The sequence below is a fragment of the Methylobacterium durans genome (genome assembly GCF_003173715.1).
Classification (GTDB): Bacteria; Pseudomonadota; Alphaproteobacteria; order Rhizobiales; family Beijerinckiaceae; genus Methylobacterium; species Methylobacterium durans.
In genome coordinates this window covers 5,622,825-5,648,488 of the sequence record NZ_CP029550.1, presented here as the reverse complement: position 1 = coordinate 5,648,488, position 25,664 = coordinate 5,622,825, and the positions used below count along the sequence as shown (strand labels likewise).

Here is a 25,664-nt window from a genome sequence, read left to right as displayed (position 1 = left end):
TGCAGCTCACAGGCCGGCCTTAATCACACAGGCTTGGAAAGAGCCAAGCGTAGTGCGTATCCCAGCACCTGTTGTAGTTGGTCAGACGTGAGTTCACTTCCTTCCGAAGCGCCAAGCTGCGGACCAGACCATTGAGCACCTTCGCTCGAATGAGGATCGTGAACGGCGAAGCTCACATTGCGGCTGCCCTTGTCGGCCTCGAAGGAGAACCCAAAGGTCTGAGCAGCAACGAGATCGCGCGGCAGCGTTGCTTTGGCAATCTGGAACGCAAGCGCTGGACGGTCTGCCTCGCGGTCGCGGCTTTTCGTCAGCGTCTTGTCTTCAAGGTAAACCTGATAGCCGTGCTCCAGCCATCCACGGTTCGCCTCCTCAAGGACCGGCAGAACGTCCCGCCGCAAGGAACGGCCCTTCAGATCGAACGTGCAGAGTGTGCCGCCGCCGGTGGCTTCCTGCTGTTGGGCCTCCTCAGCAGACATCCGCAGGAACATGGCTGAGAAGGGGTTGTCATCGAGGTGCCGCTGAGGGTTTCTAGCGGAGGCCGCATGCCCCTGCCTGCCGGCACCACGGATGCCAAGGCCGGGCAGATCAACCCCTCGTAGCAGCCCAGTGCGCCAAGCGAGGAAGCCCAAACCCGCAGCGACCGCGCCGACAGTTGCGATCAGAGCAACCTCCTCAGCGCCGAGCCTACCCAGCACACCCCTACGAGCTTTCAGCACCTTCACCTTCGCCCGCACATAGGCCCGCGTGGCAGCCTCGATCTCCTCAGAGGAGAGTAGGGCCCGGGCAGGCGGGACCAACTCGTGCGCGTGCCTGTGCAGGTGCTGGTCAACCAGGAAGGTCGCGTCCTCAAAAGCGTTGAGCCAGCCCTCTGAGCCTTTGCGCCGATATTTCGCTAGGGCACCGAGCTGCTTCATGAACGCGCCGTGTTCACGATGCAGGTCCGTGACGAGCTTGGCGGTCTTCTCGTGTTGGCGCAGGGGCGCATAGAGGCTGGCCTCCAGCGCCTTAGAGTGGGCCTCAAGCTCACCGATGAGGTCGCTGAGAAGGCGCTCTCTGCTCCGGACCACCCCGGGACCGTTCAGCGCATAGGGAATGTCTCGGATGAGCTGCGAGATGTTCTCGTGATCTCGCTCGATAAATCGCCAAAGGTCCACGCTTCGCTCCTGTAAGTAGTACCTCCCAACCTCCGCGACCGGTCAGCGTTCCGGCACCCCGCATTGCAACAGGCCGGTCCCTTAAGCGTGCTGAAGGATGTGCCTAAACGCGGAGCTTCCGACCACTGCATCGCGTTAATCAAGGCTCCCCTGCCATCTTGCGAGAAAATCCATGGCACTCGACGTTCGGTCAGAACTCCGCCGGCCGGTTACGCTGACGCTTGCGGCTATCGCTGGGCTGCTTCTCCTCACCACAATCGTGCTGGCCGTCGTTCGATCTGAGGACCTGCGGCGGCATCAGGATCAGGTTGCTGGTCTCCTCGGAGTACAGGCAGCCATTCAGGCTGACTTTGACCGCCTCAAATCGCTGGCCGGCACAGCGACGGAGTTACAGACCCGCATCGTCACCGGAGAGCGGCGCATCCAGGATGCCAACCAGACACTCGCACTGACGCGGGCGCAAATCGCAAGCCTTGAGGAGCAGCGGACAGAGGCCGAGCGAAAGAGTGCTGAGATTGAGCAAACAACCGCCGGACAAACCCAGCGGTTGGCCGACTTGCAGAAGCAGCAGCAGCAGGCAGAGCAGAATCTGAAGACCATCCAAGCCGCTGCCTCGCTCGCAGAGCAAACGGCCAAGACGCATACGCAGGATTTAGCGGAGGGTGGACGTCGGCTGGAGGAAGCCCGTCAGCAGGAAGCCAAGCTCCGCAACGAAATCGCGGTCCTCTCACAAGAAGCGGCAACGAAGCGAGCTTCGATCTCAGAAGCCGAACAGCACCAACGGCAGGCTCGCTCCGCGATGGAAGCGGCACAGCGGGACCTTACCGGAGCGCGTGCGGAAGCTGAGCGGCTGTCGCAACAGCGGACCGAGCTTCAGCAGGCCATCACCGTCCTTACGGCCAATCGGGAAAGGCTGTCCGCTGAGAGTAGGCAGGCTGAGCAGCAGACGCAGAAAGCACGCGACCAGTTCGGAGAGGTCCGCCAGCAGGAAACGAAGCTGCGTAACGATCTCACCGCGATCGGCCAAGAGCTTGCAGCGCGAACCGCTGACCTGAAGCAGCGCGAGCAGCAAATTCAGCAGGCCCAGGAAAGGCTCGCATCAGCGCAGAAGGAGGTAGCCGGTGTGCAGGCAGAGCGCGACCGCCTCAGTACTGAACGCGGTCAGACTGAGCAGAGCATCAGGAAGCTGGGCGACGACCGCCAGCGTCAAGCATCTGAGCTAGAGGCGCTCCAGAAGCGGCAAGCCGAGGCGCAGGCACAACTCGCAACGCTCAATGACGGCATGGCCTCGCGAAACAAGGAACTGGCAGCCCTTGAGGAGCGCCTGAAGTCAACGCGTCAGGAACTTGCGGATGCGCAGAGCAAGCTTGCTGACACCCGCCAGCAGCTCTCGGATCAGCCCACCTCACCGCAACCCGCGCAACGGGGGCCGGCAGCACCTGCGCCGAAGCCAGCCGAGGTGCTGAAGTAAGTGCCAGAGTGTTAAGCGACTCGTCGAGAACCGCGCCCTAATGAGCGTTTGGCACCGCACCAACTATCCCACTCTGTCGTCGCGCTTCCGAGCGTGCATCCGTCCAAACAATGCTCGATGTTTCGCTCTTATCAAGACACCATTACAATTGTACCGACCTAAGATTTCTGTGAGTACCACAACACGCTCGAAGGCTGAACAACAACGCGAGGCTTTAGCCGAAATTTGAAAGTGGTGGGGGTGGGGCTCCGACCCAGAAAGAGCGTGATGGGACCCTAGGACTCCGATCAACGCCAATCCACTCTCCGCCGCAGGCAGCCTGTATTCATCTCTCGAAGCGCTGCCTCAGTGCAGACTCAGGCTCAACCCCGGCATAGACATAGACAAAGCGAGAGGCAAGACCCGCGACATTGGGTCTTCGTTTAGGTCACCAGCCCAGCCTGCCTCATCGTCACCTTGCATTTGCCAGCCATCATCTTGCCCGAGAGAGCCCCGGTTGCACCGCTGGTGCTCTGGGTCACCAGCAGCCGCCCAGTAGCCGGGTAGATCGAATGGACCCACACGGCATCCCCTAGGATGCTCACAAAGCTCCAGTGGCCAGACGCCATCCGCTGAACAAGGGCCTTCTCCACCGAAGGCTGCCCGCCAGCCATCTTGGAACTCTGGAGGATGAGCGCGCCCTGGTTCGTCTTTTCGTCGCCCGTGTAGGCCCAGGACACGTCGACAAGGCGGTCCTGGTCCAACTCTAGCTTTTCGCCTGTGTCATCGACCCTAAGGCCTTGGACGTCCTTACAGACGGCAGACATGGTGGAGGCCGAAGCAGGCGCACCAACAAGGGCCAGGAAGGTGCCGATGATGGTCAGAGTGGCAGAGATGCGCATGTGGCCTCAGGGATGCCCATAGGTGGCTCCTGAGCCCCCTGTGGCAGCGCACAGGGCTTCGCCGCAATGGGAGCAATCGTGCCAGTCCTGAGGCTTCTGTGGACAGGCCAAGGCTGTTGCCGAAGCTTCCTTAGGACAGCCCGAGGGCACGAAGCACGATGGCACCGCAGAGCCAAAGACAGAAGCTCACATACGCGACCCCAACGAACGCGAAGGGACCGCCAAAAGCCTTCTGGCTGAAGGTCATAACTGCAAGGGCAGCTAGGAGTGAGAGGATGGCGAGCATGATCGCGTCTCCAAGTCCTACGCCGCTTGAGCTTCGATGATGCGGTAGACACTCGCCCGGCCAATCCCGAGAGCCTTGGCTATCTCGGTGGGGCTCTTTCCCTGCCCATGAAGAGCCAGCACATCGGCGCTCTTGGCCCGCGCAGTCGGTTTGCGGCCCTTGTAGGCACCCTCTGCCTTGGCCTTGGCGATACCCTCCCTCTGCCGCTCCAGCATCATCTCCCGCTCGAACTCAGCGATTCCGCCCATAACGGTCAGGATGAGCTTGCCTGTGGGTGTCGCGGTGTCCACGCCCAGGTTGAGGATGCGAAGGGCCACTCCCTTTGCCGCCAGGGCAGCGATGATGGTCCCCATGTGGGTCACTGAGCGGGCCAAGCGGTCCAGCTTCGTCACCACCAGCGTATCGCCCTCACGCGTGAACTCCACTGCGGTCTCAAGGGCGTTACGTGGCCCAATGCTGGAGGTCTGCTCCGAGAACAGCTTCTCGCATCCCACAGCTCTGAGGTCTCTTATCTGAGCCTCCAGGCCCGCTTCCTGCTCCAAGGTCGATGTGCGCGCGTAGCCAATGAGCATGTGCCCTACCGAAGGCCCCTGAAGTGTCCGATGATGTCAAAGACACTGTGAGACGACACGTCCGAAACGTCAACACCATTCTATTGGACGGCGAAGGTTGGGCGTGAAGCGTGTCTCACACAGGCAGGGCCTAATGGACGTCCCCGGATGTTGCTCACTATGCGGCCTAGGCGCTCAAGGCTTCAGCAGGAGTGACGGCCGCCCAGGACAGATGCCTTAGTCCTCCCCAACTCCTCCTCAGCAAATTTTTTTCAGCCAGCCTGAGTGTGTTGGGCCAGAGGCTTAAGAGCCATTGTCAGAGGACTAATAGTCCTTGCACTCTTGATCAAAAGCAAAACGCTTCTGTAATCCATAGGCATCTGCTGGTCGAACCGATACGCCGGGCCGACAGACTTATCATGCCAACTCGTGCTCAGATGGATCGGATTATGCCGCAATAAGGATAGCCCATGAAGAAAGCACGCTGCCGTAGAACGCAAGCACTGCAGACCCAGAAAGTGGCCCAGTCGCCCACAGGGAAGCCTCAGGACGCCAGTTACCCGCTGGATGCTGGCGAGGCTGCTAAGATTGCTCAAGAGGCTCAAGCGGGCTCCTGAGGGCCTGGAAAGCCCGTGCAATCAATCGGCGCGCAATAGGGACCCACTTCGACGTTGTTCGATCAACCCTGAACGCGACAGCCGCAATCGGCAGAAAAGGCTTGTAGGGCTCTTGATCGGCATGGAGCGCCACAAGTCGCACGTGAACGCCATACAGCCTCCACAGGCATCCTGGGCCAACTGACGGCCTCTCCATACAGATATCATCAGAGCATGTGTCCAATCAGATCAACAGCGCACGTGTGATCCCCTTTTCTCTTACCGTCTTTCCATACAGTACCTAGAGGTGAACCTTTATGGATATAACATGTAGATACATACCTAAGGATAGCATTAGCCCTCTAGAGGCTATGGGTCCCTATGGGCCTAATAACGATCCTGACAATGAGGATGGGATCGTAGAACCAATCAAGCCAGACAAGGAGCGATGGCTGGACCATTGGCTTGTGTTGTTGCCCCCTAAAGACCGGACACGGTCTCCTGGGTTGATCGGGCGATGAACTCGCGCGGCGAGCGGTAGCCCAGCGCGCGATGAGGGTGAAGGTCGTTGTAGTGCGCCAGCCAAACGGGAAGCTGGCGCAGCACGCTTTCAGCATCCGGCAGGATCGAGACGCGCACGTAGTCGCGCTTCAAGGTCCGCACGAACGCCTCGGCCATGCCATTACTCTGAGGGCTCTCCAGCGGCGTCGTTTTCGGCACCAATCCGAGGTCGCGAGCGAAGCGGCGCGTGTCGCGGGCCAAGTAGCAGCTGCCGTTGTCGGTCAGCCACTCGATCAGGCTCGGCAGCTGGTTGACTGGCCCGAAGCGATGCTCGACGGCCGCCACCATCAGGTCGCGGACGTCCTCGCCCGTGATGCCCGCCGTGGTTGCCACGTAGCTCATCGCCTCCCGGTCACAGCAGTCGAGCGCGAAGGCGACCCGCACCCTCTCACCGTTCTCCGCCGCGATCTCTAGCCCGTCCGAGCACCAGCGCGTGTTGCGGACGGCCACCGCCACCTTGCCCTCATGACGGCGCGTCTCGGCTCCGCCCGCGTGTCGCTGAAGCAGGAGGTCGTGCGCCTTCATGACTCGGTAGACGCGCTTCACGTTCGGCGCAGGCCGGCCGTCCCGCTCGGCCTGCCGGCGCAAGAGGGCGTGGACGCGCCGATAGCCGTAGGTCGGCAGATCCGCGATGAGCGCCTGGATCGCGCCGAGCAGCTCGGCGTCGGGTGCAGGCGGACGACCGCGTCGCGCTATGGGCTTCCGGGCGGGGCCGTCTGCCGGGAGGAGGCGAGGTGCGGGCGCGATAAGCCCAAAGCCGAAGCCACCGCGCTCACCGGCCGTCCCCCAGCCACGAGGTCATGCGCAGCGGCAACTTTTTGGGGGCGGCGACCCGCTCCATCGCCTCGCGCAAGATCTCGGTTTCCAGCGTCTTCTTGCCCAGGAGCCGCTGTAGCTCGCGGATCTGCTGCAGGGCAGCGCGAAGCTCGGAGGCTGGCACCACCTCCTCGCCGGCCCCGGCGGCCGTGAGGGCGCCGCGCGCCATCAGCCGACGCCACGTGAACAGCTGGTTGGCGTTCAGCCCGTGGCGGCGGGCGACGAGCGAGACAGACTGGCCGGGCAGATACGTCTCCTCGACGAGGCGCACCTTCTCCTGCGTGGTCCAGTGCCGCCGGCGCTGGACGGAGGTGATCACCTCGACGCGCTCGGCGCGGGGCGGATCGTTAAAACTCACCATAGGATCGGTCATAGGCACACACTTCCACAAGCGTGAGCCCGTGTCCGGTCATTTAGGGGGCTACTTCAGCTTGTCGCAGAAGGTGAGATGCTGAAGCTCCTAATTGGATCGACCAAGACGCACCTAAGCCACCTTGAGCCCAAGAGGCAGCGCAAGAGAAACGATAAAGCCCAGGCTGCCTATGATCGAGCTATCGAGGCAGTCATTGCAAATCTCGCCTACATGGTCCTTCGCCCTACCGACTCTGGTCGTCTTGTGGTTCCAATGAACACAGGGACTAAGCGACTTCGCTACCAGCACCCTTTGCTGGCTGTCACCAATCTCAGGAAGGTCATCAATCTTCTAGACGGAAACATTCTCCAGCTAACCAAGGGACGCCACAGATCGGAGACCTCAACGATAGAGCCAAGAGACTGGTTTCTATCTTTGGTGGATCAGCACAGCATCACCATAGAGGATTTTGGCAGAGACCCTAATGAAGAGGTCATCATCCTCAGCCACAAGTCTAAGGGTTTGGCTCACACGAGCGAGGGAGTAGTGTGGCGGAAGATTCCTGAGTGGATCGATTACACCGACACTGCTGAGACCATTGCTCGCCGTGAGTGGCTTAGGAAGCTCAACGCGTTCCTGAGAGAGGCTGATATCTCGTTCGTGGACGATGGGCTCTCGCCTCAGGTCTGCACCGAGGACCGCACTATGCAGCGCCGGTTCTCCCTGCTGAGCCGTAAGGATGTCCGGTGGGACCTCGGGGGCCGGCTCTTCGGTGGGTTCTGGCAGCAGCTAAAGCGCGAGCGCAGGGATGGCCTTCGCATTGGTGGTGAGCCTGTCGCTGACCTCGACCTCAAGAATGCCTTTGCCCGCCTTGCTTATCTCCATGTGGGCCAGGAGATGCCTGAGGACGACGCCTATGACCTTTCCGGTTTCCTTCCCGGCTACCACAACGATCTGCACCGAGATGGCGTGAAGAACGGCTTCAGCGCTCTTCTGTTTGGTGGTGCTGCTGACTGCTCTGAGATCAAGGCGAAGCTGCCCCCTGGAACGAACCACAAGCACCTGAGGGCTGCCCTGGAAGCCAAGCACCCAGCCCTTGCGCCATTGTTCCAGACCACGGTGGGCTACGCCTTGATGCACACCGAAAGCCGAATCCTGATCGGCGCCTTGGATCGGCTCATGATGCAGGGCGTGGTGGCCCTGGGGATGCACGATGGGCTCATGGTGGCGGTGAGTCAGCAGGAGGCTGCTCAGAGGGCCCTGGAGGCGGCTTCAGAGGAGATCGTGGGAGCGAGGCTGCCTGTAGTGACGAAGGTTGTCTGCGGGCTTCCTAGGGCAACTAAGGGGCTATTGATTGCTTGAACTAAATCGACCCCGCCTCTGCTGCATTGCTGCATAATTGATCGAGACGCACTGTTGTGAATAAGTTACACTAATACCAGTCCTCGGTGAGGGTGACTCACGTGGGGTGAGTAGCCCAGCGAACCCGGGTGTGATTCCTTCTCTGGGCGTGGTTGCCCGAGGAGGATGTGATGGCCGCTCCCGTGCCGCTCCGGTCAGATTTCGATGCGCCGAGGCTGCGCGCGCTCGCCAAGACCTCACGGACTCCAGCCCAGACACGCCGTCTCCTGGCACTCTCAGCCATCTATGCCGGCCGATCGCGCTCGGAGGCGGCGCAGATCGGCGGGGTCGGGCTGCAGACCGTGCGCGATTGGGTGCTGGCCTTCAACACACGGGGACCTGACGGCCTGATCGACGGCAAAGCGCCCGGTGCGCGCCCGCGCCTGAATGCGGCCCAATGCGAGGCGCTGCGGGCCATGGTGGAGCAAGGCCCGACGCCAGCTGCCCACGGTGTGGTGCGCTGGCGCCTGGTCGATCTGGCCCAGATCCTGTGTGAGGACCACGGTGTCTCGGTTTCCGAGCAGACGCTGAGCCGCGTCCTGCGCGCCATGGGCTTCCGTAAGCTCTCGGCGCGGCCTCGCCACCACGCCCAGGATCTGCAGGCGGCGGAGGTTTTTAAAAAGACTTCCCGGCCCATCTGGCAGAGATCGCGCAGGCAACCGGCGGCAAGCCGATAGAGATCTGGTTCTCAGATGAGGCCCGTGTCGGCCAGAAGAACACCATCACCCGGCGATGGGCACGCCGCGGCACACGGCCGGCAGCTCCGAAGGATCAGCGTACCGAATCCGCCTACATCTTCGGAGCGCTCTGCCCTGCACTCGCTAAGGGCGCCGGTCTCGTCATGCCACGCTGCACCACCGAGGCGATGAACCATCATCTCTCCGAGATCGCCCAGCATGTCACACCGGGCGCTCACGCCGTCCTGCTGCTCGATCAAGCAGGCTGGCATCTCACCAAGAAGCTTGTCGTGCCGGGCAATCTCACCCTCATGCCGCTGCCGGCGCGCTCGCCTGAGCTGAACCCGGTCGAGGCCATCTGGCAGTTTCTACGCCAAAACTGGCTCGGCAACCGGATCTTCGGCTCCTACGACGACATCGTCGATCACTGCTGCCATGCCTGGAACAGGCTCATTGATGAGCCCTGGCACATCGTCTCCATCGGCCGACGCACCTGGGCTCATGAGTGCTGATCAGTGAGACTTGGTATAAGGTCGTACTATAACCGCCGATGCTTTCAATGTTGTAATCGGAAGCACCGAAGAGGTATCATGTCCCAACTGCCATGGGTGTGGAGTTTTCCTTTGAAGGCGACTGCAGCATTCGTCTCTGTTTTTCTCCTGTTTACCCAGCTCTCCTTTGCGGATCGCATCAAGTACGGAGGCCATCTCTCGTGCTCCAATGGGACCACAGGCTTTTCTGACTCTCAGGGTAACCTGTGGACCCAGGACCGCCGAGGCAGGCAGGGTGTGCTCCTCAATCTGGATGCTCCACCTGAGGAAGCTCCGCAGCGTCGGAGAGGCATCAGCACCATAAACCCCGATGGCTCCGAGACGTGGGACTAAGAAAAAAACCGATAGTGACTCAGGGTTATCCTGGGCTGCTATCGGTGTTGTTGCTCAAAGCATCTGTTCAAGCGCAACTCCCCTCAGCCGGGCGTGCGCGGGTTGCTAGCTGCCTGCCGCTTGGAACATTGACCGGTCGACATGAAGGGAGGGGCAGCATCGCTGGTGTTCAGGCGAGCCAATGAGAACTTCTGGCTTCCGTAATCCAGCGTGAACACAGTTCTGTGGTCCGGGGACCGGCAATACAACGCACTCGAACCGGCACCATCAATAGGGGCGCAGCGGTATATACCCGTGTAGGCATCTTTGATGAACACCGTCTCGTCATCAATGTCGATGCTAAACCGCTGCGCGTCCTGCTTCACGGGTGCGGTGTCATTGCCTTGATGGGCAAGTGCAACCCTGCCTTCTTCCGCGCAGTAGTACTGAACCTCCTCTGCGAACGGGCTTCCGGAGGCGATCAGAAGGGCTGCAAACGCGAAGGTGATACGCATCATGCCGGTGCTCGGTCGTGTGAATTGCCGCACCAAACGCGGGCGCTGACCAGACGGTTTCAGCGAAGGTTGCCCCACGTCAGTGAGCGCACGTTCGGGTCTGCGTTGCCCGACAACTACAGGGTGACCTAAAGGCTAGACCGAACGGGCTGATGGTTGCAGAGCCGGTCCCCACACCGCCTCCTTCATTGCCCACTTCCCTTCACTAAGGCTCGACCACCAGCAGCACCAAGGCAAAGCCCAGGGATCAGCCCAGATTGTCTTGTCGCTCGGCTATGGCGCCACGGGGTGATGTTGAGAGATCATCCTCTCCCCACTATCAAGAACGGCAGGATGATCGAGTGATCATGGAGAGCTATTTCGCAGTCGGTCATTGTAGATTCAGGCTGCTGTGAGGAGCTTGTTAGCACCATGGCCCACAACAGAAAGTTTGACGGAGCACGAACAAACAACGTTCCTCGATTCGTCGCGGATGCGCACCTCAAGATTTCTCAGAGTATATCTCTGAGGTTGGTCGGCAGCAATCTCGCAAGCCGAACGAAGCGCCTCGTCCAAAGCAGTATTCAAGTCTAAAAACTCAGTACCATCATAGTCATAAGTCGTGAAATCGGCATCGCTAACATCAAAGAAATACCTGGCCATTCAATGACCTTTCAGATATGGACTGGGATTTGTGTGGAACTATACCCGGGGCCAGACGAATCAGGCGCCGTAACGATCATATGAATGATGAATTTGGCAGGATCAACCTATGTTGACCGTGCGGAATGGTACTAGATAAGGTGGGTTAACCCTTTCCAGCCCATCGCCATACGGATGGTGCGGCCCGAAAAGCGCATCAACGATAGACCCTTAGCTGGTTACCCATTGACCGCCGCTTTCTTCGCTCCGGATACGCAGGGTGCCAGGTGGTACGTGAATGTATCCGTTAGGACGGCGCTTGTTGCGGCGTGGACACGCTTGCCAAGCCTGCGTGCCATGCTGACTACTGATGCATCCGGCGCAGCCCAACCCGAACGTACCCGACGCTGATCAGGCGTTCCCTGTTCTTTTCCCGGCACTCAGCCTCAAGCAGATTAGCGAGCGCATCCGTGATGGCGCACCTGAGGGCCACCCCAGCGTCGCCATAGGCTGTCCTGAGGTACGCCTGGGCAATCTCCTCCACCGGACCAGCAGGAACCTCCGTGGCCGGGGTAGCGAGCGCTTCAGCCTTCAGCATCGATGTGCTCCCATCTGAGAACGGAATGAGAACACACTTGCGGGGTTAACGTTCGGTTACCGGCACCGATAGGGTTGTGGATATCGGGGACCGGAGCACCACAGAGGCCCTTTACACCCTGCGAATAGGCTGCGGATAACCTGTGGGCAGCCTGTGGGCCGCTATTAACCTTTGCAGTTGTCTTGGCCGTAAGCGGCTCTAGGCTCCTCCAGGCACATGTGAGGAGAGGACCCTATGAGCGTACTCACTGGCCTTTTCATAACCTTGCTGGTTGTGGCTGTACTTCTCGCACGGGGGCGCCCGGCACACGTCCTGGGTTTCTTCTGCCTTCTCGGGCTCGGCTGTGTGATCGCGACGACAAGCCTTGTGGGGGCCGCACGTCACTCTCGGTGAGCCTGGGGCTCCTCAAGTAGCTGAGGTTGGCGTTCAGAAGCGCGACCTGCGGTGGTTGGATTGCTTGTCTTCAGTCACCTGACGCCCTTCCCTCACCGTTATCGCTGGCACAATCTTGGCACACGGCGGGCTGCTCAGAGAGGCACCAAGCGCCCTCCCTGGCTTGACCATAGAGACTGAGCCCCGCTAGGCTGCTGCCGTTAACAGCTTGTTCCAGCGAGGCTTTTGGTCAACCCAAAGATCAGGTGTGGATCACCCGGCCATAGGCGTCGAGCACGCTCTCGTGCATCATCTCCGAGAGCGTCGGGTGCGGGAAGACCGTGTGCATCAGCTCTTCTTCGGTGGTCTCCAGCGTCATCGCCACGACGTAGCCCTGGATCAGCTCGGTGACCTCCGCCCCGACCATGTGGGCGCCGAGCAGCTGGCCGGTCCTGGCGTCGAATACCGTCTTGATCAGCCCATCCGGCTCGCCCAGGGCGATCGCCTTGCCGTTGCCCGCGAAGGGGAAGCGGCCGACCTTGACCGAGAAGCCCTGCTCCTTGGCCTTAGCCTCGGTCAGTCCCACGCTCGCGATCTGCGGCTGGCAATAGGTGCAGCCCGGGATCTTGCCCTTGTCCATCGGGTGCGTGTGCAGGCCCTTGATGGTCTCGATGCAGATGACGCCCTCGTGCTCGGCCTTGTGGGCAAGCATTGGTGGGCCGGCCACGTCGCCGATCGCGTAGATGCCCGGCACGTTGGTGCGGCCGAGCCCGTCGGTGACGACGATGCCCCGGTCGATCGTCACGCCGAGCTTCTCGAGGCCCAGGTTCTCGATGTTGCCGACGACGCCGACCGCCGAGATCAGTTTTTCCGCCGTGATGGTCTGGGACTTGCCGTCCGCCGCCTCGACCGTCGCGGTCACCGAATCGGCGCTCTTCTCGACCTTGGTCACCTTGGCCCCGGTGAGGATCTTGATGCCCTGCTTCTCGAAGCGCTTGCGGGCGAGCCCGGCGATCTCGGCGTCCTCGACCGGCAGAATCTGCGGCAGCAATTCCACCACGGTCACCTCGGCGCCCATGGTGCGATAGAACGAGGCGAACTCGATGCCGATGGCGCCCGAGCCCATCACGAGGAGGCTCTTCGGCATCGCCTCCGGCACCATCGCCTCGTAGTAGGTCCAGATCTGCTTCTTGTCCGGCTCGATGCCGGGGATGGCGCGCGGGCGCGCACCGGTGGCCACGATGATGTGCTTGGCCTGATAGGTGCCCGCGCCCTTGGCCCCCTTCGGCGCCTCGGCGCGCTTCGTCTCCCTGACGGTGACCTGCCCCGGCTGGTTGCCCTTGGCCGGGGAATCGATCGCGGCCTCGCCCCAGATGACGTCGACCTTGTTCTTCTTGAGCAGCATGCCGACGCCGCCGTTGAGCCGGCCCGAGACGCCGCGCGAGCGCTTGACGATGGCGGCCGCGTCGAACCCGACCTTCTCCGCCGAGAGGCCGTAATCGGTGGCGTGCTGCATGTAGTGGTAGATCTCGGCGGAGCGCAGCAGGGCCTTCGTCGGGATGCAGCCCCAGTTCAGGCAGATGCCGCCGAGGTGCTCGCGATCGACCACCGCGGTCTTGAAACCGAGCTGCGCCGAGCGGATCGCCGTGACGTAGCCGCCGGGCCCGGCGCCGATGATGAGGACGTCGTAGGTGTCGGACATCGTGCGCTCCGGCTCAGACCAGCATGCCCATCGGGTTCTCGATCAGGCTCTTGAAGGCGGCGATCAGCTCGGCGCCGAGCGCGCCGTCAAGGACGCGGTGATCGCAGGAGAGGGTGCAGGTCATCACCTGCACCACGGCCGGAGCGTCCCCCTTCACCACCATCCGCTTCTCGCCGGCGCCGACCGCCAGGATCGTCGATTGGGGCGGGTTGATCACGGCGGTGAAGTGCTTGATGCCGAACATGCCGAGATTCGAGACCGAGGTGACGCCGCCCTGGTATTCCTCGGGCTTCAGCTTCTTGGCCCGGGCGCGGGCGGCGAAGTCCTTCATCTCGTTCGAGATCGTCGAGAGCGTCTTCTGGTCGGCCCTGCGGATCACGGGAGTGAACAGGCCGCCGTCGATCGCGACCGCGACGCCGACCTCCGCGTTGTTGAAGCGCAGGATTCTGTCCTCGGCCCAGACGGCGTTCGCCGCCGGCACGCGCATCAGCGCGAGGCCCATCGCCTTGATGACGAAGTCGTTCACCGAGAGCTTGAAGAGCGGCTTGCCGTCCTTGTCCTTGCCGGCGCTGGAATTCAGCTGCTCGCGCAGGCGCATCAGCGCGTCGAGCTCGCAATCGACGGTGAGGTAGAAGTGCGGGGCCACCTGCATCGCCTCGGTGAGGCGCTTGGCGATGGTCTTGCGCATCCCGTCGAGGGGCACCTCCTCGTAGGCGCCCTTGTCGAAGAAGCCGCGGACCTGATCGAGGCTGAGGCCCGACGGCGCGCTCGCGGTTGCCTTCGGGGCGGGCGCTGCCGCGACGGCGGGCTTCCCGGCCGGGGCCTCGGCGGGCTTGGCGGCCGCGGCCTTGCCCGTGCCGTTCGCGGCGGCCGCGCGCACGTCCCGCTCGATCACCCGCCCGTGCGGGCCCGAGCCCTGCACGCCTGCGAGGTCGATGCCCTCCTGCTTGGCGATGCGGCGCGCCAGCGGCGAGGCGAAGACACGCCCGCCCGCGGGCGCGGCCTGCGCAACGCCGTCGCCCCTCGCCCCGGGCACGGCGCCGCCCGGCGCCTCGTTCACCCGCTCGTAGCTCATGTGGCCGCCGCCGGGCGTGGTGTTCTGGGAGGCAGGGGACGCGTCCGTCTTCGGGGCTTCCTTCGCCGCGGCCGGGGCCGCGCCACCGCCCGACGGGGCCTGGACGCTGCCCGGATCCTCACCCTCGGCGGCGATCAGCGCGATGAGGTCGTTGACCGGCACGTCCGCCGTGCCCTCGGGCACCAGGATCTTGGCGAGCACGCCCTCGTCGATGGCCTCGACCTCCATCGTGGCCTTGTCGGTCTCGATCTCGGCCAGCACGTCGCCGGACTTGACCGCATCGCCCTCCTTCTTCAGCCACTTGGCGAGGTTGCCCTTCTCCATCGTGGGTGAGAGGGCGGGCATCAGGACGTTGATGGGCATCGCGTGATGATCCTGAGCGGCCAGGGGCCTGGAATGAGTGCGTGAGCGGTCAGTTGAGGGCGGCGCCGGGCTCGGGATCCTCGCTGCCGCCGGAGGCGAGGCCTTCCCGGATCTGCGCGAAGGCCTCCTCCTCCGTGAGGCCGGTCTCGAGCGCGTAGATCCGGGCCGCGTGGCGGGCGAGGTCGATCAGCAGCACGCCCCAGGTGAAGGGATCGTCGAAGGAGCGGCGCAGGGCGATGCTGACCGCGCCGTCGACGACGCTCGCGCGCAGGACCTCGACGCCGCCCTTCTCGAGGGCGTCGGGGGGCGGGGAGAGTTCCTGGAAGTCCTTCATCTTACTTGTAGCAGACGCTTTTCGCCGCCTCGACCACCTCGGCCACGGTGGGCAGCGCGAGCTTCTCGAGGTTCGCCGCATAGGGCATCGGCACATCCTTGCCGGTGATGCGCAGGACCGGTGCGTCGAGGTAGTCGAAGGCATCGACCATCAGGCGCGCCACGATCTCGGCGCCGACGCCCGATTGCGGGAAGCCCTCCTCCACGGTGATGCAGCGGCCGGTCTTCTTCACGGACTCGACCACCGTGTCGGTGTCCATCGGGCGGATCGTGCGCAGGTCGATCACCTCGGCCTCGATCCCCTGCTCGGCGAGCGCCTGCGCGGCCTTGAGCGCGTAGGTCATGCCGATCGCGAAGGAGACGATCGTGACGTCCGAGCCCTGGCGGTGGATCCGTGCCTTGCCGATCGGCAGCACGAAGTCGTCGAGCTTCGGCACCGGGAAGGACTGGCCGTAGAGGATCTCGTTCTCGAGGAAAATCACCGGGTTCGGGTCGCGGATCGCGGCCTTGAGCAGCCCCTTGGCGTCGGAGGCCGTGTAGGGCGCGATCACCTTGAGCCCGGGCACGTTCGAGTACCAGGCGGCGTAGTCGTGGCTGTGCTGGGCGCCGACGCGGGCGGCGGCGCCGTTCGGCCCCCGGAACACGATCGGGCAGCCGAGCTGGCCGCCCGACATGTACAGGGTCTTGGCGGCGGAGTTGATGATGTGGTCGATCGCCTGCATGGCGAAGTTGAAGGTCATGAACTCGACGATCGGCTTCAAGCCCGTATAGGCCGCGCCGACGCCGATGCCGGCGAAGCCGTGCTCGGTGATCGGCGTGTCGACCACGCGCCGCGCGCCGAATTCCTGCAGCAGGCCCTGCGTGATCTTGTAGGCGCCCTGGTACTCGGCGACCTCCTCGCCCATCACGAAGACGTCCTCGTCCCGGCGCATCTCCTCGGCCATCGCGTCGCGGAGCGCCTCGCGCACCGTCGTCGTCACCATCTCGGTGCCGGCGGGGAATTCCTCCATCACCGGGGCGGGAGCCTTGTTGGTGATGGTGGCGGGAGCGGCGGGCGCGCGCGGCGCGTCCTCGCCGCTCTTGGCCTCGGGAGCGGGCTTGCTCGCCTGGCCCTCGGCCTGCATGTCGGGGGCGGGCGCCGGCTGGCCGCCCGTGTCGGCGCCGTTGCCCTTCGGCTTGCCGCCCGAGGCCGCGGCCGCCGAGACGTCCTCGCCCTCCTCCGCGATGATCGCGATCGGCGTGTTGACGGCGACGCCTTCGGTGCCCTCCTCGATCAGGATCTTGGCGAGCACGCCCTCGTCGATGGCCTCGACCTCCATCGTGGCCTTGTCGGTCTCGATCTCGGCCAGCACGTCGCCGGACTTGACCGCGTCGCCCTCCTTCTTGAGCCACTTGGCAAGCTTGCCCTCCTCCATGGTCGGGGAGAGCGCGGGCATGAGGATGTCGGTCGCCATGGAAGGACTCTGTCGGAGGGGCGTCTGGCGCGGCGGCCTGAGGGCGAAGCGGGGCGGCGCGCCGTCAGGCGCGCGCCTCCAAGAGGATGTCGGTCCAGAGCTCCGAGGGATCGGGCTCGGGATCGTGGGTGGCGAACTCGGCGGAATCGTTGACGATCTCGCGCACCTTGGCGTCGGTGGCCTTCAGGTCGCCATCGGGCACGCCGTGCAGCTCGATCAGGCGCTTGCGCACCATCTCGATCGGGTCGTGCTCCTCGCGCATCTTCGAGACCTCGTCCTTCGAGCGGTACTTCGCCGGGTCGGACATGGAATGGCCGCGGTAGCGGTAGGTCTGCATCTCAAGGATGTAGGGGCCCTCGCCCGTGCGGGCGTGCTGGATGGCGCGCGCCGCCGCTTCGCGCACGGTGCGCACGTCCATCCCGTCCACCTGCTCGCCGGGGATGCCGAAGGAGAGGCCGCGCTTCGAGAAATCCGTCTGGGCCGAGGCGCGGACGACCGAGGTGCCCATCGCGTAGCGGTTGTTCTCGATCACGTAGACGACGGGCAGCTTCCAGAGGGCCGCCATGTTGAAGCTCTCGTAGACTTGGCCCTGGTTGGCTGCACCGTCCCCCATGTAGGTGAGGCTGACCTTGCCGTTCTTCCGGTAGGCGTCGGCGAAGCCGAGGCCGGTCCCGAGCGAGACCTGCGCCCCGACGATGCCGTGGCCGCCGAAGAACTGCTTCTCGCGGGAGAACATGTGCATCGAGCCGCCCTTGCCGCGCGAGTAGCCGCCGCGGCGCCCGGTCAGCTCGGCCATCACGCCCTTGGGGTCCATGCCGCAAGCGAGCATGTGGCCGTGATCCCGGTATCCCGTGATCACCTGATCACCTTCCTCCGAGGCCATCTGCATGCCGATGACCACGGCCTCCTGGCCGATGTAGAGATGGCAGAAACCGCCGATCAGGCCCATGCCGTAGAGCTGGCCCGCCTTCTCCTCGAAGCGGCGGATCAGCAGCATCTCGTGGTAGGCGTGGAGATCCTCGTCGCGGGTGAATTGCGGCGCGTTCGGTGCGGGCCGGTGGGCGGCTTCCGGAGAGCCCTTCGCCTCGGACTGCGCCTCATCGGGTTTCGGCTGCCCCGCTTCTTTCGCGGCATCCATCGGCGACCTCCCGTGATCTGTCTCTCAGCCACGGTTTAGTGCAGGGTCTGCCGGAAAGCGAGGGCCGCCCCTCTGACAGCGCCGCGCTCTTGTCAGAGGGCCGCGACACCATTGCGATCTTGAGTTGAGTAATTCTGCGAGGCTGCTGCCGCACGTTGCCGAATGCGCGGGACCGGCGCCGGATCAGGGGTCGATGATCACGACATCGTTGGCGTGGACGCGGCCGAGCACGACGCGGGCCCGCTCCTCCAAGAGGTCGCGATCGATCTGCTCGCTGCGCAGGAGGGCGACGCGGTGTTCCCAGATCGCCCGGTCGGCCTTGACGGTGGCGAGTTCGCGGATCAGCCCGAAGGCCTGCTCCTTGACGGCGCGCTTGGCCTCGAGGCCGCGGCTGCCGTTCTCCGCCTGATGGACGAAGTAGCTCACGACGAGGGCCGACACGGTCCAGAGACCGAGCGGCATGAGGACGGATCTGACGCGGCGGCGGACGACCATGGGCCGACCATCGCCGCGCAAGGTTAACAAAGGCTTCAGGGCGGCGGGCGCCCTGCCCGATCGATGGCGTCCGTCAGCGGCTCGCGAGCTGCTTGAGAGCGGCGCGGCCGGCGTAGCGTCCCTGCGGCCCAAGTCCCTCCTCGATGCGGATCAGCTGGTTGTACTTCGCCAGCCGGTCCGAGCGAGCGAGCGAGCCCGTCTTGATCTGCCCGCAATTCGTCGCGACCGCGAGGTCGGCGATGGTCGAATCCTCGGTCTCGCCGGAGCGGTGGGACATCACCGCCGTGTAGCCGGCGCGCTGGGCCATATCGACGGCCGCCAGCGTCTCGGTGAGCGAGCCGATCTGGTTGACCTTCACGAGGATCGAGTTTGCCGTGCCGGTCTCGATGCCGCGCGACAGGCGCTCGACGTTCGTGACGAACAGGTCGTCGCCGACGAGCTGGCAGCGATCGCCGACCTTGTCCGTCAGGAGCTTCCAGCCCTCCCAGTCGTCCTCCGACATGCCGTCCTCGATCGAGACGATCGGGTACTTGGCGACGAGCTCGGCGAGGTAGTCGACCTGGGCCGCGATGTCGCGGGTGCGGCCCTCGCCCTCGTAATGGTAGGCGCCGTCCTTGAAGAATTCGGTCGCCGCGCAGTCGAGCGCTAGCACCACGTCGGTGCCGGGCTTGAAGCCCGCCGCCTGGATCGATTCCATCACGAAGTCGAGGCCGGCCTCGGCCGAGGGGAGGTTCGGGGCGAAGCCGCCCTCGTCGCCGACATTGGTGTTGTGGCCGGCCTTCTTGAGCGCGCTCTTGAGGGTGTGGAACACCTCCGAGCCCATACGCACGGCCTCGGCGAGCGAGGAGGCGCCCACCGGCATGATCATGAATTCCTGGAAGTCGATCGGGTTGTCGGCGTGGGCGCCGCCGTTGATGATGTTCATCATCGGCACCGGCAGCAGCCGCCCCTGCACGCCGCCGATGTAGCGGTAGAGGGGCAGGCCGGAGGCCTCGGCCGCGGCCTTGGCCACGGCGAGCGAGACGCCGAGGATGGCGTTGGCGCCGAGGCGTGCCTTGTTCGGGGTGCCGTCGAGTTCGATCATCGCCTCGTCGATGGCGACCTGATCCTCCGCGTCCATGCCGCCGATCGCGTCGAGGATCTCGGTCTGCACGGCGTTGACGGCCTTGCGCACGCCCTTGCCGGAGAAGCGGGCCTTGTCGCCGTCGCGCAGCTCCACCGCCTCGTGGGCGCCGGTCGAGGCGCCCGAGGGCACCGCAGCGCGGCCGAAGGAGCCGTCCTCGAGGAGCACGTCGACCTCGACGGTGGGGTTGCCCCGGCTGTCCAGGATCTCGCGGGCGGCGATGTTGGTGATCGCGGTCATCTATGGTCCCCCTCTCGAGGCGGCGGGCTGAATCGTCCAGCCCCGGTTCGGTCCGATGCGGGTGCCACAGGCTGGCGGGCGCCGCAGGCCGAAGCGCGGGAATCGGCGATCGGGCTTATCCGTCAACGGAGAGCGACGGGCAAGCGCCCGCGGGGGCTTCGGCTCGGCAGGGATGAGGCGCAGGCGGGCGGGGATGCGCTGACCCGGCCCGAGGGGTATAGGGCGGTCCATGACGAACGACCTGACGAACGACATCACCGACGCGGCCGCGTCGGACCTGCAGCTCGGGCAGGCGACGCCGCAGCCCACCTCGCCCGAGGAGGCCCGCCTCGACCGGGTGCCGAACCCGCACGTCGATACGGATTACCTCGCCCGCTTCACCGCGCCGGAATTCACCTCGCTCTGCCCGGTGACGGGGCAGCCCGATTTCGCGATCCTGGTGATCGATTACGTGCCGGACCGCTGGCTGGTCGAGTCGAAGTCGCTGAAGCTCTACCTCACGAGCTTCCGCAACCACGGCGCCTTCCACGAGGATTGCACGGTCGCGATCGGCAAGCGGCTGACGACGCTGCTGGAGCCCCGCTACCTGCGGATCGGCGGCTTCTGGTACCCGCGCGGCGGCATCCCGATCGACGTGTTCTGGCAGACGGGCGAGCCTCCGAAATCCGTCTGGCTGCCCGATCCGGGCGTCCCGCCCTACCGGGCACGCTGACGCAAAAGAAGGGCGGCCGGGTCACCCCGGCCGCCCTCGTGCAATCTCTGTCGCGTGGCTCAGTAGCCGTAGCCGTAGGCGCCGTAGCCCGGGCCGTAGCCGCGATCGTAATAGCCATCGCGGTAATAGGCGTCACGCGTCGCGCCCGCGGCGATCGCACCGGCGGCGAGGCCCGCGATGCCGAGGCCGACGGCCGCGCCCGTGCCGATGCCGCGGCGGCCGCGATAGCCGTTCCCGTAGCCGTAGGCGTGATTATGGCCGTAGCCGTAGCCGTGGCCGCGCGGACGGGCATCGGCAGAGGTGGCGGCCATGGCGCCAACAGAGAGGGCGACAGCGGAGATGAGTGCGAGCTTGCGCATGATATCCTTTCGTGATCGATGACACGATTGGAGTTTCAAACGTCCTCGCGGCCAAGTCGTTCCCCGAAAAGCCGGGACGAAGCTGAGGCGTTCCTTGCGGAGACACCCGGCCTCATCCGGCGAAAACTGGCGCTCGCCGTCCGCGCCAGGCTCGGCCCGTCTCAGCCCCGCCCCTTCGCCACCCGGTCGAAGGCGCCGAGGGTTTCGAGAAGCGCCGGCATGTCCCTCAGCGCCACCATGTTCGGGCCGTCGGAGGGGGCCCGGTCGGGGTCGGGATGCGTCTCGATGAACAGGCCCGCCACGCCGACCGCGACCGCCGCGCGTGCAAGGACGGCGACGAATTCCCGCTGGCCGCCCGAGGTCGCCCCCTGCCCGCCCGGCTGCTGGACCGAGTGGGTCGCGTCGAACACCACCGGCAGGCCGCCGGTCACCTGCGCCATGATGGGCAGGCTGCGCATGTCGGAGACCAGGGTGTTGTAGCCGAACGAGGCGCCCCGCTCCGTCACCAGGACGTTGCCGTTGCCCGTCCCCGTCACCTTGGCGGCGACGTGCGCCATGTCCCAGGGGGCAAGGAACTGGCCCTTCTTGACGTTGACGACGCGGCCCGTGGCGGCGGCCGCCAGCAGAAGGTCGGTCTGGCGGCAGAGGAAGGCCGGGATCTGGAGGATGTCGACCACCTCGGCGGCGGCAGCGCAATGATCCGCCTCGTGCACGTCGGTGAGCACGGGCAGGCCGAACCGCTCCTTGATCTCGGCGAAGATCGGGAGCGCCCCGGCGAGCCCGAGGCCACGGGCCGAGCCCGCCGAGGTGCGGTTCGCCTTGTCGAAGGAGGCCTTGAAGACGAGGCCGATGCCGAGGCGCCCAGCCATCTCCTTGAGGGCGGCGGCGATCTCGAGCGCGTGCTCGCGCCCTTCGAGCTGGCAGGGGCCGGCGATCAGGGCGAAGGGCCGGTCGTTGGCGAAGGCGACGTCGCCCACGCGGACGGTGACCGGCGCTGGCGGGGCGGAAGGGGCGGCGTTCGGGCTCGACATGGGCGCGGTCTAGCCCGCCGATGCGGCGGACGAAAGGCCGGCCCGGCTGCGCAGGATCGCCGGCTCGCGGGGCCGCAGCACGCAGACCGAGAGGTTCCCAACGAGGCCGTCCGCGCGCGGGCCCGTCTCGCAGCGCAGGCGCGCCCGCCCGACGATTCCCTCCTGCGGCGCGCCCGTCAGGAGCGAATCCTGATGCAACTGCAGGGCGCGAACGGTCGCCGCCGCCTGGGGGGCGCCGGCAAGACCCTCGGCGGCGAGCCCGACCAGGATGAAGAAGCGGCGGTCCGGCTCGCGCTCGTGCGAGCCGAGGACCAGCCGGGCGGGCTTGCGGCAATCGAGGCTCATCCGGTCGGCATCGGCCGCGCGGAACACGGCGAGCGGCCCCTGCCGCCCCGCTATCGAGGCGCCGGTGGTGCGGATCATCCGCGCGGCGAGCGCGTCGCAGGCATCGGCGCGGGCCGGTCCGGCGCAGGCGAGGACGAGAGGCAGGGCGAGGAGGGCGGCGCGCATGCCCCGTGGTCTAGCGCGCCCGCGGCCTCCCGTCAGCGGGTCGGCGACAGGGAGCCGGTCGTCTCGCTCGCGGCCGGGTCGAGACAGGTCCGGGGGGCGACGGCGCGCAGCACCCGGGTCAGGCGCAGCGGGCGGGCGCCGCTGGCATCGCTCAGCGTGCCCGTCAGGGAATCAGCCGAGAGCGTGCCCTCGAAGGAGACCGGCCCCGTCTCGGTCTGCGCCGTGAAGGCGACGGTCCGGGCCGCGTCGTCGACGGTCGGCGCGGCCTGCACGGGCACGAGCCCCGTTCCCTGCCCGACCTCGTAGACGAGGCCGTCCCCGTTCGGCGAGCGCCGCAGGGTGATGCGGCGGCCGGACAGGTCGCCGCTCGCGGGGCGCGTGCAGAGATCGGCATAGACGTAGGTGCCCGAGATCCAGCCTGGACGCGCCGCAAGGCCCATCGGCGTCAGGCCGGCCAGAAGGCCGAGAGTGGGGATGAGGCTCGCGGCGCGCATGCGCACTCCGTCTCGATGGGGCATCGCGTGCCGCATGCAGGAATCGGGCTAGGCGGCCGCTCCCGTCTCCCAGGCGGCGCGGCCCTGGCCGTCGAGGGCCTCGAACTCGGCGTCCGTGAGCGTGAGGGCGGCGCCCGCCATGTTGTCGGCGAGGTGCTCCGGGTCGCCAGTTCCGGGGATCGGCAGCATCACGGGGGAGCGCTTGAGGAGCCAGGCGAGCGCCACCGCTCCGTCGCCGACCTCGTGCTGCCCGGCGATCTCGGCGAGCGCCGAGCCCTCGCGGGCCAGCGCCCCGCGGGCGAGCGGCGCCCAGGGAATGAAGCCGATGCCTTGCGCGGTGCAATGGTCGAGGACGGCTTCGCTGGTGCGGTCGACGAGGTTGTACTGGTTCTGCACCGTGGCGACGGGGAAGAATCGTTGCGCCGCCTCGATGTCGTCGACCGAGACCTCGCTCAGGCCGACATGGCGGATCAGGCCCTCCTCGCGCATCCGCGCGATCGCCTCGAACTGCACCTCGCGCGGGCAATCGGGGCCGATCCGGTGCAATTGCCAGAGGTCGATGCGCGCGAGACCGAGCCGGCGCAGGCTCATCAGCACGCATTGGCGCAGGTAGTCCGGGTTGCCGACCGGGCGCCAGATATCCGGCCCGTGCCGGGTGAGGCCGCCCTTCGTCGCGATGACGAGGCCCGGATACGGGTGCAGCACCTCGCGGATCAGGTCCTCGCTGACGAAGGGCCCGTAGCTGTCGGCGGTGTCGATCAGGTCGATGCCGAGGTCCGGCACCCGCGCCAGCGTCGCCTTCGCCGCCTCGCGGGAGGGCGGCTCGCCCCAGATGCCGGGGCCGGTGATGCGCATGGCGCCGAAGCCGAGGCGGTGGACGCTGAGGTCTCCGCCGATGGCGAAGGTGCCGGAGGGGTTCCTGCTGGAGGGCGTCTCGCTGGGCATGGGACACTCCGTGAGAGGTTCGGTGGCCGGCATATGGCGCGCCCGAGCGGCGCGGCCATGCCGGCCCCGCCGGTCCGCGCCCGGCAGGCCCGTGCCCATTGCCCGCGCCCCCTGCCCCGCCCCCTGCCCGCAACCGGAGCGTGAAAAAGGCGCCGGCCCGCGAGGACCGACGCCAGTGGAAGGGACCGGAAGAGGGGCGCCGGTCCCGAGCCCGGATGAGGCGGAGGGAGCGATCACGAATCGGCCACGCCCGCGTAGAGCGCGATCATCCGGACGGACGGCCGGTCCGGCGGGAAAGCGCGAGACCGGACAAGGACTTGGAGCCGGGCCCGGCCGCGCCGCGGCCGGGCGTCGCACTAGCCCGCGCTCTTGGCTAGCCCGCGCTCTTGGAGAGCGCGACCGCGACGAAGCGGGTGACGCCCTTCTGGTTCTTGATGCGCATCAGCACCGCCTTGCGGCCGCTCGACTCGGCCGAGCGGATGCGCTCGGCGACCTCGGAGGGCTTCGTGACGCTCTGGCCGGCGACGTCGAGGATGACGTCGCCCTGCTCGATGCCCTTGGCGGCCGCCGGCCCGTCGGGATCGACCTCCATCACCACCACGCCCTCGTCGGAGAGGCCGACATCGGCGGCTGGCGCGAGGCTGAGGCCGAGTCGGGGCTGGCCGTCGGAGGTGTCGCCGCCGCGGCTCGCCACCTTGGTGTCGGTCGGCAGCGCGCCGAGCGTGATCGTCGCGGTGTCCTGCTTGCCGCCGCGCAGATAGGCGATCTCGACCTTGGCGCCGGGCTTCAGCCCCGCGATCTTGCGGGACAGCTCCTTGGCGTCGTTGACCGCGTTGCCGTTGACCGACTCGATCACGTCGCCCGACTTCAGGCCCGCCTTGGCGGCCGGCGTGCCGTTCTCGGCGTGGTCGACGAGGGCGCCCTTCGGCTTGTCGAGGCCGAGGCCGTCGGCGATGTCCTTGGTCACGGGCTGGACCTGGACCCCGAGATAGCCGCGGGCGACCTTGCCGTCCGTGCGCAGCTGCTCGACCACCGCCTGCACGGTCTCGGCGGGGATCGCGAAGGCGAGGCCGACGCTGCCGCCGGAGGGCGAGGCGATCGCCGTGTTCACGCCGACGACCTCGCCGTTGACGTTGAAGGTCGGGCCACCCGAATTGCCCTTGTTGATCGGCGCGTCGATCTGCAGGAAGTCGTCGTAGGGGCCGGCGCCGATGTCGCGGCCGCGGGCCGAGACGATGCCCGCCGTCACGGTGCCGCCGAGGCCGAACGGGTTGCCGATCGCCACCACCCAGTCGCCGACCCGCGGGGCCGCCTTGCCGAACTGGACGTAGGGGTAGGTGCCCGCGTCCGTGATCTTCAGGAGGGCGAGGTCGGTCTTCGAATCCTTGCCGATCACCTTGGCGTCGAGGGTGCGGCTGTCGTCGAGCACGACCTGCACGGTCTTGGCGTTGTCGACGACGTGGTTGTTCGTCACCACGTAGCCGTCGGCCGAGATGATGAAGCCGGAGCCCACCGCGCCGCGCTGGCCCTGGCGCTGGGGCATGCCCTGCATGCCGCCGCCCTGGCCGTTCTGGCCGAAGCGCTTGAAGAACTCGCGCAGCTGCGGCGGCACGTTCTGCAGGCCGCGGCCCTGGCCGGGGCCGTCATCGTCGTCGGACGCGGCGCTGGCGTCGAGCTTCACCCGCACCGAGACGACGCCGGGCTTCACCTTGTCGACGATGTTGGCGAACGAGCCCGGCGGATGCTCCGGCGCCTCGATCGGGGTCTTGGGCAGGGCCTGCGCGAAGGCGGGGGTCGAGCTCTGCACGAGGCTCGAACCGACGGCCCCGCCGGCCACCAGGGCGGCGGCCGCGACGGAGGCGAGGGCACCGCGACGGAAGCGGCGGGTCGGCTGGGGGGTGGACAGGTCGGTCATCCGGGGTCTCCGAGGGGCAGGCGGCGCCGCGTCGTCTGCGGGCGATGATCCTGTCCTAGG

The 25,664-nt window shown here is 65.8% G+C and carries 23 protein-coding genes and 1 pseudogene; 4 read left to right on the top strand and 20 right to left on the bottom strand.

Annotation, left to right across the window (positions count from 1 at the left end; all coding sequences use genetic code 11):
- Positions 1-23 precede the first annotated feature (23 nt).
- Complete coding sequence (locus DK389_RS26255; RefSeq protein WP_109894111.1) at positions 24-1,154, bottom strand: hemerythrin domain-containing protein; 1,131 nt, start codon at positions 1,152-1,154, stop codon at positions 24-26.
- Positions 1,155-1,326: 172 nt separating this feature from the next.
- Here DK389_RS26255 and DK389_RS26250 point away from each other — a divergent pair, with 172 nt between their 5' ends.
- On the top strand, positions 1,327-2,625 hold the full coding sequence (locus DK389_RS26250; protein WP_109894109.1) for a coiled-coil domain-containing protein: 1,299 nt from the start codon (positions 1,327-1,329) through the stop codon (positions 2,623-2,625).
- Positions 2,626-3,047: 422 nt separating this feature from the next.
- Here the strand turns inward: DK389_RS26250 and DK389_RS26245 are convergent, their stop codons facing one another.
- The 3 genes and pseudogenes from DK389_RS26245 to DK389_RS26235 all read right to left on the bottom strand — a co-directional run bounded on the left by DK389_RS26245 (position 3,048) and on the right by DK389_RS26235 (position 6,677).
- On the bottom strand, positions 3,048-3,506 hold the full coding sequence (locus tag DK389_RS26245; protein ID WP_109894107.1) for a hypothetical protein: 459 nt from the start codon (positions 3,504-3,506) through the stop codon (positions 3,048-3,050).
- A 303-nt stretch (positions 3,507-3,809) separates the two neighbouring features.
- The gene (locus tag DK389_RS26240; protein WP_109894105.1) at positions 3,810-4,364 is read right to left on the bottom strand and encodes a recombinase family protein; all 555 of its coding nucleotides are present in this window, start codon (positions 4,362-4,364) and stop codon (positions 3,810-3,812) included.
- 1,055 nt (positions 4,365-5,419) lie between these two features.
- A pseudogene (locus DK389_RS26235) lies at positions 5,420-6,677 on the bottom strand (IS3 family transposase).
- 87 nt (positions 6,678-6,764) lie between these two features.
- Here DK389_RS26235 and DK389_RS26230 point away from each other — a divergent pair.
- Together DK389_RS26230 and DK389_RS26225 are read left to right on the top strand one after the other, a co-directional pair.
- Complete coding sequence (locus tag DK389_RS26230) at positions 6,765-8,030, top strand: MoaD/ThiS family protein (RefSeq protein ID WP_162560872.1); 1,266 nt, start codon at positions 6,765-6,767, stop codon at positions 8,028-8,030.
- 170 nt (positions 8,031-8,200) lie between these two features.
- Positions 8,201-9,258, top strand: a protein-coding gene (locus DK389_RS26225; RefSeq protein WP_109888638.1) for an IS630 family transposase whose coding sequence is annotated in 2 segments (ribosomal slippage) — positions 8,201-8,693 and positions 8,693-9,258 — 1,059 coding nt in all. Because the reading frame shifts where the segments join, the coding sequence is not laid out codon by codon here.
- 455 nt (positions 9,259-9,713) lie between these two features.
- Here DK389_RS26225 and DK389_RS26220 read toward each other — a convergent pair.
- The 10 genes from DK389_RS26220 to eno form a co-directional block, all read right to left on the bottom strand.
- On the bottom strand, positions 9,714-10,127 hold the full coding sequence (locus DK389_RS26220; RefSeq protein WP_109894101.1) for a hypothetical protein: 414 nt from the start codon (positions 10,125-10,127) through the stop codon (positions 9,714-9,716).
- Positions 10,128-10,505: 378 nt separating this feature from the next.
- Entirely contained in the window at positions 10,506-10,766 is a 261-nt protein-coding gene (locus DK389_RS32950; protein WP_162560871.1) for a DUF6894 family protein, read from the bottom strand.
- 343 nt (positions 10,767-11,109) lie between these two features.
- Positions 11,110-11,343, bottom strand: a complete 234-nt coding sequence (locus DK389_RS26215; protein WP_109894099.1) for a hypothetical protein — start codon at positions 11,341-11,343, stop codon at positions 11,110-11,112.
- Between the two features lie 634 nt (positions 11,344-11,977).
- On the bottom strand, positions 11,978-13,417 hold the full coding sequence (lpdA, locus tag DK389_RS26210) for a dihydrolipoyl dehydrogenase (RefSeq protein WP_109894097.1): 1,440 nt from the start codon (positions 13,415-13,417) through the stop codon (positions 11,978-11,980).
- A 13-nt stretch (positions 13,418-13,430) separates the two neighbouring features.
- A complete protein-coding gene (locus DK389_RS26205; RefSeq protein WP_109894095.1) occupies positions 13,431-14,855 on the bottom strand; it encodes a pyruvate dehydrogenase complex dihydrolipoamide acetyltransferase in 1,425 nt (474 codons plus the stop codon).
- Between the two features lie 49 nt (positions 14,856-14,904).
- Positions 14,905-15,189: a DUF5076 domain-containing protein gene (locus tag DK389_RS26200; RefSeq protein WP_109894093.1), complete on the bottom strand. Its 285-nt coding sequence runs from the start codon at positions 15,187-15,189 to the stop codon at positions 14,905-14,907.
- 1 nt (position 15,190) lies between these two features.
- The gene (locus DK389_RS26195; protein WP_109894091.1) at positions 15,191-16,642 is read right to left on the bottom strand and encodes a pyruvate dehydrogenase complex E1 component subunit beta; all 1,452 of its coding nucleotides are present in this window, start codon (positions 16,640-16,642) and stop codon (positions 15,191-15,193) included.
- Positions 16,643-16,706: 64 nt separating this feature from the next.
- Positions 16,707-17,780 (bottom strand): pyruvate dehydrogenase (acetyl-transferring) E1 component subunit alpha, encoded by a 1,074-nt coding sequence (pdhA, locus tag DK389_RS26190; RefSeq protein ID WP_109894089.1) that lies wholly within the window; start codon positions 17,778-17,780, stop codon positions 16,707-16,709.
- A gap of 183 nt (positions 17,781-17,963) precedes the next feature.
- Positions 17,964-18,275, bottom strand: coding sequence for an FtsB family cell division protein (locus DK389_RS26185; protein WP_109894087.1), 312 nt, complete (start codon positions 18,273-18,275; stop codon positions 17,964-17,966).
- A gap of 73 nt (positions 18,276-18,348) precedes the next feature.
- Positions 18,349-19,638: a phosphopyruvate hydratase gene (gene eno, locus DK389_RS26180; RefSeq protein WP_109894085.1), complete on the bottom strand. Its 1,290-nt coding sequence runs from the start codon at positions 19,636-19,638 to the stop codon at positions 18,349-18,351.
- Positions 19,639-19,867: 229 nt separating this feature from the next.
- Between eno and queF the strand changes: the two genes are divergently transcribed.
- Positions 19,868-20,350 (top strand): preQ(1) synthase, encoded by a 483-nt coding sequence (queF, locus tag DK389_RS26175; RefSeq protein ID WP_109894083.1) that lies wholly within the window; start codon positions 19,868-19,870, stop codon positions 20,348-20,350.
- Between the two features lie 59 nt (positions 20,351-20,409).
- On the opposite strand, the gene DK389_RS26170 is transcribed toward queF, so the two are convergent.
- From DK389_RS26170 to DK389_RS26145, 6 genes are all read right to left on the bottom strand, one after another.
- Entirely contained in the window at positions 20,410-20,709 is a 300-nt protein-coding gene (locus tag DK389_RS26170; RefSeq protein WP_109894081.1) for a hypothetical protein, read from the bottom strand.
- Between the two features lie 161 nt (positions 20,710-20,870).
- Complete coding sequence (kdsA, locus tag DK389_RS26165; protein WP_109894079.1) at positions 20,871-21,740, bottom strand: 3-deoxy-8-phosphooctulonate synthase; 870 nt, start codon at positions 21,738-21,740, stop codon at positions 20,871-20,873.
- A 9-nt stretch (positions 21,741-21,749) separates the two neighbouring features.
- Positions 21,750-22,250, bottom strand: a complete 501-nt coding sequence (locus DK389_RS26160) for a hypothetical protein (RefSeq protein ID WP_109894077.1) — start codon at positions 22,248-22,250, stop codon at positions 21,750-21,752.
- A gap of 32 nt (positions 22,251-22,282) precedes the next feature.
- Entirely contained in the window at positions 22,283-22,744 is a 462-nt protein-coding gene (locus tag DK389_RS26155; RefSeq protein ID WP_109894075.1) for a hypothetical protein, read from the bottom strand.
- A gap of 48 nt (positions 22,745-22,792) precedes the next feature.
- Positions 22,793-23,689, bottom strand: a complete 897-nt coding sequence (locus DK389_RS26150) for an aldo/keto reductase (RefSeq protein ID WP_109894073.1) — start codon at positions 23,687-23,689, stop codon at positions 22,793-22,795.
- 373 nt (positions 23,690-24,062) lie between these two features.
- Complete coding sequence (locus DK389_RS26145) at positions 24,063-25,604, bottom strand: Do family serine endopeptidase (RefSeq protein WP_109894071.1); 1,542 nt, start codon at positions 25,602-25,604, stop codon at positions 24,063-24,065.
- Between the last annotated feature and the right edge of the window lie 60 nt (positions 25,605-25,664).